The sequence below is a fragment of the Streptomyces sp. 7N604 genome (assembly GCF_052245475.1).
Taxonomy (GTDB): domain Bacteria; phylum Actinomycetota; class Actinomycetes; order Streptomycetales; family Streptomycetaceae; genus Streptomyces.
On record NZ_JBQQBX010000014.1, the window covers coordinates 107,396 to 121,735 of the forward strand.

General features: G+C 72.0%; 13 protein-coding genes and 1 pseudogene. 6 read left to right on the forward strand and 8 right to left on the reverse strand.

What is annotated here, in order from left to right; translation table 11 throughout:
• Window positions 1–14 precede the first annotated feature (14 nt).
• From ACTWP8_RS17265 to ACTWP8_RS17275, 3 genes are read right to left on the reverse strand one after another with little or no spacing between them, the layout of a single operon-like run.
• Window positions 15–788, reverse strand: a complete 774-nt coding sequence (locus ACTWP8_RS17265; protein WP_443323021.1) for an SDR family NAD(P)-dependent oxidoreductase — start codon at window positions 786–788, stop codon at window positions 15–17.
• A gap of 47 nt (window positions 789–835) precedes the next feature.
• A complete protein-coding gene (locus ACTWP8_RS17270) occupies window positions 836–1,225 on the reverse strand; it encodes a hypothetical protein (protein ID WP_443323022.1) in 390 nt (129 codons plus the stop codon).
• Entirely contained in the window at window positions 1,222–1,500 is a 279-nt protein-coding gene (locus ACTWP8_RS17275) for a hypothetical protein (RefSeq protein WP_443323098.1), read from the reverse strand. The genes ACTWP8_RS17270 and ACTWP8_RS17275 overlap by 4 nt, the downstream gene beginning before the upstream one ends.
• Before the next feature lie 21 nt (window positions 1,501–1,521).
• Between ACTWP8_RS17275 and ACTWP8_RS17280 the strand changes: the two are divergent.
• Window positions 1,522–2,165, forward strand: a pseudogene (locus tag ACTWP8_RS17280) (LysR substrate-binding domain-containing protein); the annotation flags it as partial.
• A gap of 43 nt (window positions 2,166–2,208) precedes the next feature.
• On the opposite strand, the gene ACTWP8_RS17285 reads toward ACTWP8_RS17280, so the two are convergent.
• On the reverse strand, window positions 2,209–2,514 hold the full coding sequence (locus ACTWP8_RS17285; RefSeq protein WP_443323023.1) for a WhiB family transcriptional regulator: 306 nt from the start codon (window positions 2,512–2,514) through the stop codon (window positions 2,209–2,211).
• A gap of 399 nt (window positions 2,515–2,913) precedes the next feature.
• Between ACTWP8_RS17285 and ACTWP8_RS17290 the strand changes: the two genes are divergently transcribed.
• The 4 genes from ACTWP8_RS17290 to ACTWP8_RS17305 all read left to right on the forward strand — a co-directional run bounded on the left by ACTWP8_RS17290 (window position 2,914) and on the right by ACTWP8_RS17305 (window position 7,892).
• Window positions 2,914–3,525: a response regulator transcription factor gene (locus ACTWP8_RS17290; protein ID WP_003948568.1), complete on the forward strand. Its 612-nt coding sequence runs from the start codon at window positions 2,914–2,916 to the stop codon at window positions 3,523–3,525.
• A 371-nt stretch (window positions 3,526–3,896) separates the two neighbouring features.
• Window positions 3,897–4,499: a sigma-70 family RNA polymerase sigma factor gene (locus ACTWP8_RS17295; RefSeq protein WP_443319765.1), complete on the forward strand. Its 603-nt coding sequence runs from the start codon at window positions 3,897–3,899 to the stop codon at window positions 4,497–4,499.
• Between the two features lie 116 nt (window positions 4,500–4,615).
• On the forward strand, window positions 4,616–6,118 hold the full coding sequence (guaB, locus tag ACTWP8_RS17300; RefSeq protein WP_443323024.1) for an IMP dehydrogenase: 1,503 nt from the start codon (window positions 4,616–4,618) through the stop codon (window positions 6,116–6,118).
• A gap of 643 nt (window positions 6,119–6,761) precedes the next feature.
• Window positions 6,762–7,892 carry a GuaB3 family IMP dehydrogenase-related protein gene (locus tag ACTWP8_RS17305; protein WP_443319763.1) on the forward strand — a complete coding sequence of 377 codons (1,131 nt, stop codon included), beginning with the start codon at window positions 6,762–6,764 and terminating at the stop codon, window positions 7,890–7,892.
• Between the two features lie 81 nt (window positions 7,893–7,973).
• On the opposite strand, the gene ACTWP8_RS17310 is transcribed toward ACTWP8_RS17305, so the two are convergent.
• The 3 genes from ACTWP8_RS17310 to ACTWP8_RS17320 all read right to left on the reverse strand — a co-directional run bounded on the left by ACTWP8_RS17310 (window position 7,974) and on the right by ACTWP8_RS17320 (window position 10,576).
• Window positions 7,974–8,504, reverse strand: coding sequence for a hypothetical protein (locus tag ACTWP8_RS17310; RefSeq protein ID WP_443323025.1), 531 nt, complete (start codon window positions 8,502–8,504; stop codon window positions 7,974–7,976).
• Between the two features lie 254 nt (window positions 8,505–8,758).
• Window positions 8,759–9,208, reverse strand: a complete 450-nt coding sequence (locus ACTWP8_RS17315; RefSeq protein WP_443323026.1) for a hypothetical protein — start codon at window positions 9,206–9,208, stop codon at window positions 8,759–8,761.
• A gap of 105 nt (window positions 9,209–9,313) precedes the next feature.
• Window positions 9,314–10,576 carry a nucleotide sugar dehydrogenase gene (locus ACTWP8_RS17320; RefSeq protein WP_443323027.1) on the reverse strand — a complete coding sequence of 421 codons (1,263 nt, stop codon included), beginning with the start codon at window positions 10,574–10,576 and terminating at the stop codon, window positions 9,314–9,316.
• A gap of 198 nt (window positions 10,577–10,774) precedes the next feature.
• On the opposite strand from ACTWP8_RS17320, the gene ACTWP8_RS17325 reads away from it, so the two are divergent.
• Entirely contained in the window at window positions 10,775–12,481 is a 1,707-nt protein-coding gene (locus tag ACTWP8_RS17325) for a glycerol-3-phosphate dehydrogenase/oxidase (protein ID WP_443323028.1), read from the forward strand.
• 348 nt (window positions 12,482–12,829) lie between these two features.
• Here ACTWP8_RS17325 and ACTWP8_RS17330 read toward each other — a convergent pair whose 3' ends face one another.
• Window positions 12,830–14,134, reverse strand: coding sequence for a serine hydrolase domain-containing protein (locus tag ACTWP8_RS17330; RefSeq protein ID WP_443323029.1), 1,305 nt, complete (start codon window positions 14,132–14,134; stop codon window positions 12,830–12,832).
• Between the last annotated feature and the right edge of the window lie 206 nt (window positions 14,135–14,340).

Sequence of the window (14,340 nt, forward strand, 5' to 3'; positions counted from 1 at the left end):
CGCTTGTGTCTGGGTCAGTTGGGGCCGTAGCGCCGCCCCGTACGGGACGAGATCCCGCCCAGTGCACCCCGTGGCGCCAGCTTCGCCAGCCCCATCAGCGCCTTGTAACGGGCGTCCGGGATGGACACCGTCCGGCCCCGCGCCAGATCCTGCATCGCCGCCGCGACGACCTTGTCCGCGTCGAGCCACATCCAGCCGGGAATGTTTTCCGTCCCCATCCCGGCCCGCTCGTGGAACTCGGTCCGTACGAATCCCGGGCACAGCGCCATCAGCCGCACCCCCGAGCCGGCCAGATCCCGCGCCGCACCCTGCGTGAACTGCACGACCCACGACTTGCTCGCGCCGTACGTCCCCCGCGGTACGAACGCCGCGACCGACGCGACGTTCACCACCCCGCCGCGCCCGCGCTCCCGCATGCCCTCCGCCGCGGCACTCGTCAGCCGCAGCACCGCCTCGCAGTGCACCTTGAGCATCCGCAGCTCCTCGGCCATCGGGACCTCGAGATAGCGGCCCTTGTTGCCGAAACCCGCGTTGTTGACCAGCAGATCCACCGGGTTCTTCGGGTCCGCGAGCCGCTCCTCGACCGCCGCGATGCCCTTGTCCTCCGCCAGGTCGGCGGGCAGCACCTCGGCCTCGATCCGGTGCTGGTCGTGCAGCTCGGTCGCCTGCTCCCGCAGCCGCGTGACGTCGCGGGCCACCAGCACGAGATCGTGCCCGTCGGCGGCCAGCCGCCGCGCGAACGCGGCCCCGATCCCTGCGGTGGCTCCCGTAATCAGTGCAGTCGTCATGGCGGAACGCTAGCGTCCGGCGGCTGCCGCTTCGACAGCCCCTCGGATCACGGCACGCTCTCGGTCTCCACGCGCGCATCCACCTGCTTGTACGAGGCGGCCGCGCTGGTCAGCACCGGCAGTCCCGTCGACAGGCCCAGGTGCGCCGCGTGCGCCGTCGCCGTGTCGACCGCTCGCTCCGCCGCTATCTGGGCCACCGCCCAGCAGCCGAGTTCGTCCAGCGGGCGGAAGACGAAGCTGGGCGCCGCGAACGCGGCCTCTATCTGCTGCCGGACGTCGGCGAGCGCGGACTCGGCCAGCCCTTGCGTGAGACAGAGCGCCGGTACGTACAGCGGCTGCGCGGTCTCGACCGAGCGGAACACCCGTGCCGCCATGTAGATGCTGCCGTGCGCGAGCGCGCGGACGGCAGTGTGGTCGAGGATGTAGCCGCCGCTCACGCGGCGTGCCCCGTGCTCGAGCCGTCCCCGCGACGCTTGTCCATCTCCCGAGCCCAGGCCAGGGCCTCTTCCCACTCGCCCGGCGCGGCCTCGGCCTTGGCGCGGCCGGCGATCCACTCAACAGCGCGGCGGGCGCGCTCGATCTCGCCGATCCGGCGCGCGGCGGCCTCGTCCAGCCACCCGGAGACGGAGTCCGCCTGCCCCCGGGCGACCAGCTCCTCGATCGCCGCGAACCGCTCCGGGTCGAGGCTGATCGTGATCTTCTTCTTCGCCATACCGCGACCATACTCCGGTATGGGCGACGTCGTCAGACCCCGGGCGCACTGCGGCCGCCCGCCTCAAAGGCTCGCTTATGGGTGAGCCATGATCGAGCCCGTCACTCGGAGATGCTGCGGGCCGGAGACTGCGAGATCGCGCGGGCCTTCCGCTATCCGGGCGTCCGGGACACGGAGCAGGCATCGCTGGTGTCACGGCCCATGCCCGAGGAGCTATGGGGGAGGGAGGGCCTGGTCGTACGGCCGCTGCCCACCGACCGGCTGGTCGGAGTCGTCCCCGAGGGCCACGCCTTCGCGGGCGCCGACCGGGTCGGCATCGGGGAACTGGCCGGGGAGTCCTGGATCGCGGGGTCCCGCGGTGCCGCCCCCAGCTGGTCGAGGTAGGCGAGAACGCCGGCTCCACGCCGCGGATCGACTTCGCGACGGACGGCTATCCGGCGGTGATCGGTCTTGTCGGCGCCGGTCCGGGAGTGGCGGTGCTGCCCGCGCTGGGCCTGGTGGGTGCCCCTCCCAGCGTTAGCTGGGGGACGGTACGGACCAAGGGCGCCGTGACGGTGGAAGTGGAGCCGGTGGTGCGGCGGGAGGTCGTAGCGCTCGCTGCCGGACCTCGCGCGCGTGCCAGCAGTCAGGCCGCACGGGAGCACCTGGAGCTCGCGGCGCGCTGAGCGTCGCGCGGCTGCGGGGCGCCGAGGAAGAAGAAACGTTTCGTCAGTTGCTGCTGGTGGTGATCAGCCGGTGCCGTGCCCGTCCCATCAGCTCCTCGCGCTCGTCCTCGGTGAGTCCGCCCCACACGCCGTAGGGCTCCCGTACCGTCAGCGCGTGCGCCGCGCACTCGGCACGGACCGGGCATCGCATGCAGACCTCTTTGGCGGAGGCCTCTCGCGCGCTCCGGGCCGCACCCCGTTCGCCTTCCGGATGGAAGAAGAGCGAGCTGTCGACCCCTCGACATGCGGCCAGGAGCTGCCAGTCCCACAGATCGGCGTTGGGGCCGGGAAGGCGGGAGAAGTCTGCCATTGCTCATCCCCTCGGAATGGGTTCCGGTGGATCAAGTGCCCACGACCGTACATCAACTGTGTAAGTAGATGTAAATATGACTCATTGCGAATCTAGCGACAGACACCAGCAGATGTGAAGAAAAGCGGCCAAATAGGGCATAGTCCATCCGAAGAGCCCCAGTTATGCGCCGCTGACCAGCGCTCACGCAGTGCAGCTGCCGCGTGACCGCTCCCTCACGTAGAGTATTGAAGGACGCCGCCGAACCCGTAACTCTTTCGGGTGACCGTCGTTGAGAGTGCGGAGGCGGTTGACGAGACAAGCACTCGGGCAGATGTCCGAGGCGGTCAATCGCTCAGGTGACGACTTAGTACCAGCCTGGAGGCTCAAGGTGACGCGCATCAGCTGCGGAGGGCGGCCATGACATCCGTCCTCGTCTGCGACGACTCCCCGCTTGCCCGAGAGGCGCTCCGCCGCGCGGTCGCGACCGTGCCCGGCGTCGAGCGCGTGACGACGGCCGCCAACGGCGAGGAAGTCCTCCGCCGCTGGGGAGCCGACCGCTCGGACCTGATTCTGATGGACGTACGGATGCCCGGGCTCGGCGGAGTCGAGACCGTGCGCCGGCTGCTCTCCGCCGACCCCGGCGCCCGGATCATCATGCTCACCGTCGCCGAGGACCTGGACGGCGTCGCGCTCGCGGTGGCCGCGGGTGCCCGTGGCTATCTGCACAAGGACGCCTCGCGCGCCGAGCTGCGGGCCACCGTCACGCAGGCGCTCGCCGACCCCACCTGGCGGCTCGCCCCGCGCCGGCTCCGGTCCGCCGAGATGGGCGCCGCGCCGACCCTCACCGCGCGCGAGATCCAGGTGCTCGAGGGCATGAGCCACGGCCGCTCCAACGCCGAGATCGGGCGCGAGCTCTTCCTCTCCGAGGACACCGTCAAGACCCACGCGCGTCGGCTCTTCAAGAAGCTGGGCGCCTCGGACCGGGCGCACGCCGTCGCGCTCGGTTTCCGCTGGGGCCTGGTCCGCTGAGGGCGGTGTGACGCGTCGCGCAGTGAGGTCGCGGTGCGTGCCATATGACCTGGTGGCGCGTACCGCGACCTCACTGCGTCGGCGTCTGGGGGCCGAAACCTCGCGGGATGCCGCATCCTTGGAGGTGTGACTCCTCCCCGGCAGGGGCCGGGGCTTCTCACTCGGCCCGAAGAACCTCAGGACGGACAAGCTCTGCCCGGCGCCCCGAGGCACGGGTCGGAGGCCGTCCGCGGGTTGTCGGGGACGGCATGGGTAACACCCGAAAGGGGGAGGCGTGGGACGTGAGTGCTAGTGCGGCCGTGCATAACGCTTCGGTGCACAACGGGGGACGCGGTGCCGCGGAGCGCAGAGCGCCAAGGCACCATGGACTGATGCGCGAGGAGGAGACCCGGGGGACCCCCATGGCCGGAGGCCCGGGGGAGATCGGCGCACTCGTGCAGCGCGCGGTCGACGGGGACGAGCGGGCCACTCACGATCTGCTGGCCCACGTACACCCGCTGGCGCTGCGCTACTGCCGCACCCGGCTGTCCCGGCTGCCCGGCGACGCCCGGCACTTCGTGGACGACCTGGCGCAGGAGGTCTGCCTGGCCGTGCTGTGCGCGCTGCCGCGCTACCGCGACACCGGCCGCCCCTTCGAGGCCTTCGTCGTCGCGATCGCCGCGCACAAGGTCGCGGATCTGCAGAGAGCGGCCATGCGCGGGCCGGGGAGTACGGCGGTGCCGTCCGACGAGATGCCCGAGCGGCCCGACACCTCGCTCGGGCCCGAGGAGCGCGCGCTGCTCAGCAGTGATGCGGAATGGGCGAGAAAGCTGCTGGCCAACCTGCCCGAGATCCAGCGGGAACTGGTGCTGCTGCGGGTCGCGGTCGGGCTGACCGCGGAGGAGACGGGCCAGATGCTGGGGATGTCGCCGGGCGCGGTCCGGGTCGCCCAGCACCGGGCGCTCAGCAGGCTGCGGGCGCTGGCGGAGCAGTGACCCGTATCCGTACGTGATCCACACCTCTCCGGCCCTGGATCCGAGGCGGAATCGGGGGCACTCGGAGCCCGTTAGCATGGGAGTCCGCGCTGGGCAAGAGCACTGGGGAAGGTGTCATGACTGACAACGTCGACGGAACGCCCGAGAAATTCGCGATGCTCGGGCTGACATACGACGACGTGCTGCTGCTGCCGGGCGCGTCGGAGGTGCTGCCGAACGCGGTCGACACCTCGTCCCGCGTATCGCGCAACGTACGGGTCAACGTCCCGCTGCTCTCCGCGGCGATGGACAAGGTGACCGAGGCCCGGATGGCCATCGCGATGGCCCGTCAGGGCGGTGCCGGTGTGCTGCACCGCAACCTCTCCATCGAGGACCAGGCCAACCAGGTCGACCTCGTGAAGCGCTCCGAGTCCGGGATGGTGACCGACCCGATCACCGTCCGTCCGGACGCGACGCTGCGCGAGGCGGACGCACTGTGCGCGAAGTTCCGGATCAGCGGCGTGCCGGTGACGGACGCCGCGGGCAAGCTGCTCGGCATCGTCACCAACCGGGACATGGCCTTCGAGCTGGACCGCAGCCGTCAGGTCCGCGAGGTCATGACCCCGATGCCGCTGGTCACCGGCACGGTCGGCATCTCCGGCGAGGACGCGATGGAGCTGCTGCGCCGCCACAAGATCGAGAAGCTGCCGCTGGTCGACGAGAACGGCGTGCTCAAGGGTCTGATCACGGTCAAGGACTTCGTCAAGGCCGAGAAGTACCCGAACGCGGCGAAGGACGACGAGGGCCGGCTGGTCGTCGGGGCGGCGGTCGGCGTCGGGGACGAGGCGTACGACCGGGCGCAGGCGCTGGTCGAGGCCGGTGCGGACTTCCTGGTGGTGGACAGCGCGCACGGCCACAGCCGCGGCATCCTCGACATGATCGCGAAGCTCAGGTCCAACATCAGTGTGGACATCGTGGGCGGCAATGTCGCCACGCGCGACGGCGCACAGGCGCTGATCGACGCGGGCGTGGACGGCGTGAAGGTCGGCGTGGGGCCGGGCTCGATCTGTACGACGCGTGTCGTCGCGGGCATCGGCGTGCCGCAGGTGACGGCGATCCACGAGGCGGCGCGGGCCTGCGGCGCTGCGGGCGTGCCGCTGATCGGCGACGGCGGCCTGCAGTACAGCGGCGACATCGCGAAGGCGATCGCGGCCGGTGCGGACACGGTGATGCTGGGGAGCCTGCTCGCCGGGTGCGAGGAGTCGCCGGGCGAGATGGTCTTCATCAACGGCAAGCAGTTCAAGTCGTACCGGGGGATGGGCTCGCTGGGCGCGATGCAGTCGCGCGGGCAGGCGCGCTCGTTCTCGAAGGACCGTTACTTCCAGGACAACGTCCTGTCCGAGGACAAGCTGGTGCCCGAGGGGATCGAGGGCCAGGTCCCGTACCGCGGTCCGCTGTCCTCCGTGGCTCACCAGCTGGTCGGCGGCCTGCGCGCGTCGATGGGGTACGTCGGCTCGGCCGACATCCCGGAGCTGAAGGAGAAGGGCCGCTTCGTGCGGATCACCGCGGCGGGCCTCAAGGAGAGCCACCCGCACGACATCCAGATGACGACGGAGGCGCCGAACTACACGCGACGCTAGTCGCCTCGCCGGCGGGGCCGCTCCGCGCGGGCCGTACCGGGGCGCTGCGCGCCCGAGCTCTTCCCCCGCCCACCCGCCCTTTGGGACCTGCCCCTGGTTCCCTGCGATGCAGGGGGAACCAGGGGCAGGTCGCGTCGGGCCGGCGCCCCGCGCCAAGGCGCGCGGAGCGCGAGCTCTACGAGCCGCGCCCGGCCCGGCTGCGCCTGCCTCGCTGGGCAGCGCCCGGCCCGGCCGGAGCCACCGCGCCGGGGCCCCGCGGTCCGCTGGGTCGGGTTCAGCCTGGTGGGGGGTGATCCCGGGGTTCGCCTGAGGTCGCCCGCTGCGGGCTGGGTGTGGCCGGCTGGGTCGGGCTGACGCCGGTCGGCCGCGCTCTGCCCTTGGGGCCATTTCCGCGGGTTCCCCGGAGGTTGCCGACTGTGGGCTGGGTGCGGTCGGCTGGGTCGGGTTCAGGGCCGGGCTCGGAGGCGCCCGGCATGCGGGATCGGCGGCGGTGTCGGCGGGGCCAGGCTGGAGGTGGCGGGAGGGGTGAGCGGCCTCCGAGGTTCGGGAGCGAGTGGGGGCGTTTACGCGGGAGGCGCTGGCGTTGTGGGTGGGGGGCGTCGGGGATACTGGTAGCGCAGACTTTGAGGGAAAGGCCAGACACGTGACTGAGATCGAGATCGGGCGCGGCAAGCGCGGCCGCAGGGCGTACGCGTTCGACGACATCGCCGTCGTGCCGAGCCGGCGGACGCGCGACCCCAAGGAGGTCTCGATCGCGTGGCAGATCGATGCCTACCGCTTCGAGCTGCCGTTCCTCACGGCACCCATGGACTCGGTCGTCTCCCCGCAGACCGCGATCCGGATCGGCGAGCTCGGCGGGCTGGGTGTCCTGAATCTCGAGGGCCTGTGGACCCGGTACGACGACCCGGAGCCGCTGCTCGCGGAGATCGCCGAGCTGGACGAGCGTACGGCCACCCGGCGCATGCAGGAGATCTACTCCGCCCCGATCAAGGAGGAGCTGATCGGGCAGCGCCTCAAGGAGGTGCGCGACTCTGGCGTCGTCACCGCCGCCGCGCTGTCGCCGCAGCGCACCGCGCAGTTCTCCAAGGCCGTGGTGGACGCGGGCGTCGACATCTTCGTCATCCGCGGCACGACCGTCTCCGCCGAGCACGTCTCAGGCGCCGCCGAGCCGCTCAACCTCAAGCAGTTCATCTACGAGCTGGACGTCCCGGTGATCGTCGGCGGCTGCGCCACGTACACGGCGGCGCTGCACCTGATGCGCACCGGTGCCGCGGGCGTGCTCGTCGGCTTCGGCGGCGGCGCCGCGCACACGACCCGTAACGTCCTGGGCATCCAGGTGCCGATGGCGACCGCGGTCGCGGACGTGGCAGCGGCCCGGCGGGACTACATGGACGAGTCCGGCGGCCGGTACGTCCACGTGATCGCCGACGGTGGCGTCGGCTGGTCGGGCGACCTTCCGAAGGCGGTCGCCTGCGGCGCGGACGCGGTGATGATCGGCTCCCCGCTGGCCCGCGCGACGGACGCACCGGGACGCGGGCACCACTGGGGCATGGAAGCCGTCCACGACGAGGTGCCGCGCGGCAAGCGCATGAACCTCGGTGCGGTCGGCACCACCGAGGAGATCCTGCTGGGCCCCTCCCACACCCCGGACGGCTCGATGAACTTCTTCGGCGCCCTCCGCCGCGCAATGGCCACGACGGGCTACAGCGACCTCAAGGAGTTCCAGCGCGTCGAGGTGACGGTGGCTCCCTCGGCCCAGCACGCGAAGCGCTGACGCCTGCGCCGCACAACGGCGAAGGGCCCCGGCCGCATCGAGCGGCCGGGGCCCTTCACCTCACCTGGCTTGGTGCGGGCGTCAGTCCGACAGCCGCTTGGTGACGCTGAAGCCGGCGGCGGCCGCCAGGGCGAAGAAGAGGTAGCTGATGCCGTCCAGCTCCTCCTTCCAGCCGTCGTACAGGTCGCCGAAGTGCTGGAAGAAGATCTCGGTGGCGGCGGGCGCACCCGGTGCGTACTCCGCCATGATCAGCGCGTAGCCGTAGAGCTCGCCGAGGACGACGGCGATGACGCCGAGCACCGCGCCGAGGACCTGCAGGCCCACGCCGCGGCCGCCGAGCTTGCCGAGGGCCAGGCCGATGAGGGCGCCCACGCCGATGGCGACGTAGCCGATCTGCGTGACCTCCATCTTCTCCTCGTCGAAGGTCGCGTAGAGGATGCCGGCGTATATGCCCGCGCTGACCAGCGCCGCGACGACCGCCGCGACGATCGCGAGACCCACGTTGCCCTGGCGCGGGGCGGGTGCCGGTGGCGGAAAACCGCCCGGTGCCGCGGGCTGCTGGCCGTACGGGTTGCCGGGCTGCTGAGGCTGCTGCTGCCAGGGCTGGCTCATGTGATTCCCCCGGGGATGAAGGTTGTGGTGGAAACCGCACTCCGGGGACGAGTCGGACTGGAGTGCGGTTGACTGAAATTCGGCCAGAAGGCTAGCAGTTCGCGCTGACAGTCCGGCAATGCGTTTCCACCGTCCGTGACATGGCTGGAACGCGGCCGGGACATCTGTCGCCGTGGAAGGGCCAATGAGCCCGCACGCAGCAGAAGTTGTGCGGGTATGGCCGCCCTAAGGATCTGCAAAGGGCGGCTTGGGCGTTACTCGGCCACCCGCTGGGCCACCAGATAGCCCTCCAGGGCAGCCACCGTGTAGAAGGTGAAGTCGTTCTTGCCGAGGATCTCGCTCAGCCAGTAGTCCAGGGCCGGGCCCAGCCGCCATACGAGCAGGGTGTCCGGGTCGACCTGCATGGCCGCGGCGAGGAGTTGGGCGAGGGCCACCCCGGCCAGGGCCAGCGGGATGCCCCACAGCGCGACCGCCCGGCCGCGGCCGCCCACCTTGCCGAGGGTGGCGCCGACGAGCAGCCCGATGCCCAGCGCCCAGTAGCCGAGTTCGTGCCCGTGCGGCCCGGCTGCGCCCTGCAGCGAACCCAGGAGCAGGGCACCGAGGCAGGCCGCCGCGGTGCCCGCGGTGACGCCGAGCGCCAAGCGGCCCTGGGGCGTTGCGCCTACCTCCCCAGGGCCGCTTGGGCGCCCCGAGGACTCGCTCATGTGCTCACGTCCCGTCCAACTCCCCCTGTCCGGTGGTCCGTCCGGAACGCTAGCACCGGGACGCCGGATTCACCGGCCGGCGGGCGGGCGGCCGCACGAGCGTCGTCAGAGGCGGTGGGCGGCGCCCGCCGGGGTCGCGCCGCGGGTGTCCAGCAGCAGTTGGGCCTTCACCGCGAGCCCCTGAAGGTCGTACGTCCTGTGGTGCTGCAGCAGCAGCGTCAGATCGGCGGCGGCCGCGGCCTCGTACAGCGAGTCGGCGCGCGGAATCGGCCGCCCCAGGACGCTCCACTGCGGGACGTACGGGTCGTGGTAGCTGAGCTGCGCGCCCATCTCCATCAGCCGGGAGGCGATCTCGCGGGCGGGTGAGCCCTCCTGGTCGCCGACATCGGGCTTGTACGTCACGCCCAGCAGCAGGACGCGGGCGCCGCGCGCGGACTTCCCGTGCTCGTTCAGCAGCGTCGCGCAGCGCTGGATGACATAGCGCGGCATCCGCCCGTTGACCTCCTGCGCCAGCTCCACCATCCGCAGCGGATAGCCGAGGCTGCGCCCTTTGTACGAGAGGTAGTTGGGGTCGATCGCCGGACCGTGGCCGCCGACACCCGGGCCCGGGCGGAAGGCCTGGAACCCGAAGGGCTTGGTCTCGGCGCAGCGCACCACGTCCCACAGGTCGACGCCGATGTCGTGGCAGAACACCGCCATCTCGTTGACCAGCGCGATGTTGACGTGGCGGTAGTTGGTCTCCAGGACCTTCACCGCCTCGGCCTCGCGCACCCCGCGGGCCCGGACCACGCGGTCGCTGATCCGCCCGTAGAAGGCCGCGGCCGCCTCCGTACAGGCGGGTGTCAGCCCGCCGATCACCTTCGGCATCCCGGCGTAGCCGAAGCTGCGGTTGCCCGGGTCCAGGCGGCTGGGCGCATACGCGAGGTGGAAGTCGCGCCCGGCCCGCAGTCCCGAGCCCTCCTCGAGGATCGGGCGGAGGTATTCCTCGGTGGTGCCGGGGTACGCGGTGGACTCCAGCAGCACAGTGGTGTGCGGCCGCAGCCGCGCGGCCAGCACCCGGGCCGCCTCGCCGACCGCGGACAGGTCCAGCGCCCGGTCCTCGCCGAGCGGCGTCGGCGCGCAGATCACGGTCGTACGGACCCGGCCGAGCTCGGCCGGGTCGGTCGTGGGGCGGAAGCCGCCGGACGCCATCCGGCGGATCTCGGCCGCGGTGAGGGAGCCGTCCACCGGGGGTCGGCCTGCGCGCAACTCGGCGATGACGCGCTCGTCGGTGTCGTAGCCGATGGTGGGGATGCCGGCGGCGGTGGCGGCCTGGGCGAGGGGGAGGCCGAGGTGGCCGAGTCCGATGACGGCGAGGTCTGCGGGCATGGCTGGGGGCGGTCCTTCCCGAGACGATCTTTTAAGGCGCTATGTAAGGCTAAGCACACATATGACTGATATTGAGTATTGGCTGATGGTGGAGGCATCGGTGTTGCCGCGTCGGGCGCTCGGTGATTGCGGGCCCGTGACGCGGTGAGAATCCACCAACGGGGAATGAGCGACCCGGACCACGATCGGGAGGCAGCGGTGAGGACAGCGACACTGGGACCGGCCGGGCGGGGCGAGGCGCTCGCCCGCATGGCGGAACACGAGCTGGACATTCTGGTCGTGGGCGGCGGCGTGGTCGGCGCGGGCACGGCGCTGGATGCGGCGACCCGCGGCCTTGCAACCGGACTCGTCGAGGCGCGCGACTGGGCCTCCGGCACCTCCAGCCGCTCGAGCAAGCTGATCCACGGCGGGCTGCGCTATCTGGAGATGCTGGACTTCGCCCTCGTACGGGAGGCACTGAAGGAGCGCGGGCTGCTGCTCTCGCGGATCGCCCCGCACCTGGTCAAGCCCGTGCCCTTCCTCTACCCGCTGCAGCACAAGGGCTGGGAGCGGTGGTACGCGGGCTCCGGCGTGGCCCTCTACGACACCATGTCCGTCTCCTCGGGCCACGGCCGCGGCCTGCCACTGCACCGGCACCTCACGCGCAAGCACGCGCTGCGCGTCGCCCCCTGCCTGAAGCGGGACGCGCTGGTGGGTGCCCTGCAGTACTACGACGCCCAGATGGACGACGCCCGCTACGTCGCGACCCTCGTGCGCACGGCTGTGGCCTACGGCGCGGAGGCCGCCAACCGCGCCCGGGTCATCGGCTTCCTGCGCGAGGGCGAGCGCGTCGTCGGCGCCCGGGTGCAGGACGTGGAGGGGGGCGGCGAGTACGAGATCCGGGCCAAACAGATCGTGAACGCGACCGGGGTCTGGACGGACGACACGCAGGCGCTGATCGGCGAGCGAGGCCAGTTCCACGTACGGGCCTCCAAGGGCATCCACCTGGTCGTGCCGAAGGACCGGATCCACTCCACGACCGGGCTGATCCTGCGGACCGAGAAGAGCGTGCTCTTCGTGATCCCGTGGGGGCGGCACTGGGTCATCGGCACCACGGACACCGACTGGGACCTGGACAAGGCGCACCCGGCCGCCTCCAGCGCGGACATCGACTATCTGCTGGAGCATGTGAACTCGGTGCTTGCGGTGCCCCTTACGAGGGACGACGTGGAGGGGGTGTACGCCGGGTTGCGGCCGCTGCTGGCGGGCGAGTCGGAGGCCACGAGCAAGCTGTCGCGCGAGCACACGGTCGCCCACCCCGTGCCGGGGCTCGTGGTGGTCGCGGGCGGCAAGTACACGACGTACCGCGTGATGGCGAAGGACGCCGTGGACGCGGCGGTGCACGGCCTCGACCAGCGGGTCGCGAACTGCGTCACGGAGGACGTGCCGCTGGTCGGCGCGGAGGGCTACCGGGCGCTGTGGAACGCGCGGGCGCGGATCGCGGCGAGCACGGGACTGCACGTGGCGCGGGTTGAGCACCTGCTGAACCGCTATGGCTCGCTGACGGAGGAGCTGCTGGAGCTGGTCGCGCGCGACCCGTCGCTGGGCGAGCCGCTCGTCGCCGCGGACGACTATCTGCGCGCCGAGATCGTCTACGCGGCGTCGCACGAGGGCGCTCGTCATCTGGACGACGTCCTGACCCGCAGGACGCGCATTTCGATCGAGACCTTCGACCGGGGGACGCGCAGCGCGCGGGAGTGCGCGGAGCTGATCGCGCCGGTGCTGGGCTGGGACAAGGAGCAGATCGAGAAGGAGGTCGAGCACTACGAGAAGCGGGTGGAGGCGGAGCGCGAGTCACAGCTCCAGCCGGACGACCAGACGGCCGACGCGGCCCGCCTGGGCGCGCCGGACATCGTCCCGCTCTGACGCCTCCGGCGCGGGCGGGCGACGGCCGGACCCGGCGCGGGTCTCTCGGGCTGATCTCCCCGGGTTGCGGTCGTCCGGCTCCCCCAGCTACCGCTGGGAGGTGCCCCCAGCCGGTCTACGCCGTCGTGGTCGCGCGCCGTCGCGGCGGAATATTGTTCCCGCCGCGGCGGTGGGGCGGCCGATGGCGCGGGTCGGCTGGGCACCTTCCGGTGGTGGCCGGGGGAGCCGTCGTGGGTGCGCGCCGTGGCGGCGGGACATTGTTTCCGCCGTGACGGTGGGACGGGCGATGGAGCGGATCGGCTGGGGGAGCCGAGTCCGGGGCGTTCCACGGACGTCGGCCGCAGGGCCTCAGCTTTCGCAGAACTCGGCTTCGAGGAGGCGGGTTTCTGCGGGCAGGCTCGGGGTGGTGTCCGTGTTGAGGCGGTAGGCGAGGACGTGGGCGCCGTCCGGCGTGCCCAGCACCCGGACGTAGGAGCCCTTGATCGTGCCGTTGTGCCCCCACAGCGCCACCCCGCACCGCAGCCGGACGGGAAACAGCCCGAGCCCGTACGCCCCGCCTGAGCCCGACGTGTCCCGCATCTCCCGCAGCTGCTCCGGCCGCAGCAGCCCGCCGTCCAGCAGGGCGCGGAGGAAGCGGTTCAGGTCGCCGAGCGTGGAGACCGCCTCGCCCGCGGCGCCCGCGCTCGACGGGTCGAGGCGGGTCACGTCGGCCGCACTGTCCGCACCGTCCGCACTGTCCGCACTGTCCGGGCCGTCGCTCGCGCCCCCGCCGCTCGCGTCGGGTGACAGCGTCGAGTACGCCCGCCCGTGCGGATCGGGCAGGCTCGTCCGCGTGCCGGGAAAGGACGTGCCGGTCAGGCCCAGCGGCCGGAGGATACGGCGCTCGATCTCCTCCGCGTACGGGCGTCCCGTCACTTTCTCGACGACGAGCCCGAGCAGGATGTAGTCGGTGTTGGAGTAGCGGTAGGCCGCCCCGGGCGGGAAGTACGGGGCGTGCTGCAGCGCCGTGCGCACCAGCTGCTCCGGGGTGTACGTGTCGGGGCGCTCGCGCGAGCCGCTGACGAAGAGCCGCTTCGCGAGCGCCGGATCGTCGGTGTAGTTGAAGAGACCGCTGGTGTGGCCGAGGAGTTGGCGGACGGTGATCCGCCGGCCGTCGTTGCCGTTGCCGCGTACGAGGCCGGGCAGATGGTCCGCCACCGTGTCGGTCAGCCGGAGCCGCCCTTCTCCGGCCAGCTGCAGCACGACCGTCGCCACGAACGTCTTGGTGATGCTTCCGGCCCGGAAGCGGTCGCCCGCCAGCATCCGGCGCTCGCTCCGCAGGTCCGCGACCCCCGCCGTGCCGAACCACGAACCGCGTCCCTCGTCCTGGGAGAGGGCCGCCGCGCCCGGCGCCTCACCGGCCGTCACCAGCCGTCGTACGGAGGCCCTTACGCCCGGCCGGGCGGTCGGCGTCCCGTGCGGCCCGACCGCCCGTGGGGGCGCCGGCGGGGCCGCAGGCCGGGTCGTCTCCGTGGCCGGGTCCGGAGCCGGACGCTGGGGCGTTTCCGCAGCCGCTGGCGGGCTCGCCTCCGCGGCAGCGCCCGCAGCGGTGCCCGGGGCCGCGCTCGGCGCCGCGCAGCCGCCCGCCAGCAGCGCGAAGGCGAAGGCCGCCATCGCCGCTGGATGCGCGGTGCGCCTGCCCATCATCGTCGGCCCTTCGTCTCGTACGGGCCCCCCTCATGGCGGACCGTAGCGGATGGGCCTGTGCCCACCACCGCCGGGCTCCGCATTCCCGGACCCCTACCCAGGACCCGCACTCCGACCACCCCCGCGCATGAGAGAGAATGGAGGCTCTGCCGGGGGCGGGTCGCCCGAGTTGG

Bases quoted from the DNA above. Each gene is read 5' to 3' on its own strand.
- ACTWP8_RS17265 (WP_443323021.1), bottom strand. From the start codon at position 788: ATGACGACTGCACTGATTACGGGAGCCACCGCAGGGATCGGGGCCGCG.
- ACTWP8_RS17275 (WP_443323098.1), bottom strand. From the start codon at position 1,500: ATGGCGAAGAAGAAGATCACGATCAGCCTCGACCCGGAGCGGTTCGCG.
- ACTWP8_RS17285 (WP_443323023.1), bottom strand. From the start codon at position 2,514: ATGGCAGACTTCTCCCGCCTTCCCGGCCCCAACGCCGATCTGTGGGAC.
- ACTWP8_RS17290 (WP_003948568.1), top strand. From the start codon at position 2,914: ATGACATCCGTCCTCGTCTGCGACGACTCCCCGCTTGCCCGAGAGGCG.
- ACTWP8_RS17295 (WP_443319765.1), top strand. From the start codon at position 3,897: ATGCGCGAGGAGGAGACCCGGGGGACCCCCATGGCCGGAGGCCCGGGG.
- guaB (WP_443323024.1), top strand. From the start codon at position 4,616: ATGACTGACAACGTCGACGGAACGCCCGAGAAATTCGCGATGCTCGGG.
- ACTWP8_RS17310 (WP_443323025.1), bottom strand. From the start codon at position 8,504: ATGAGCCAGCCCTGGCAGCAGCAGCCTCAGCAGCCCGGCAACCCGTAC.
- ACTWP8_RS17315 (WP_443323026.1), bottom strand. From the start codon at position 9,208: ATGAGCGAGTCCTCGGGGCGCCCAAGCGGCCCTGGGGAGGTAGGCGCA.
- ACTWP8_RS17320 (WP_443323027.1), bottom strand. From the start codon at position 10,576: ATGCCCGCAGACCTCGCCGTCATCGGACTCGGCCACCTCGGCCTCCCC.
- ACTWP8_RS17330 (WP_443323029.1), bottom strand. From the start codon at position 14,134: ATGGCGGCCTTCGCCTTCGCGCTGCTGGCGGGCGGCTGCGCGGCGCCG.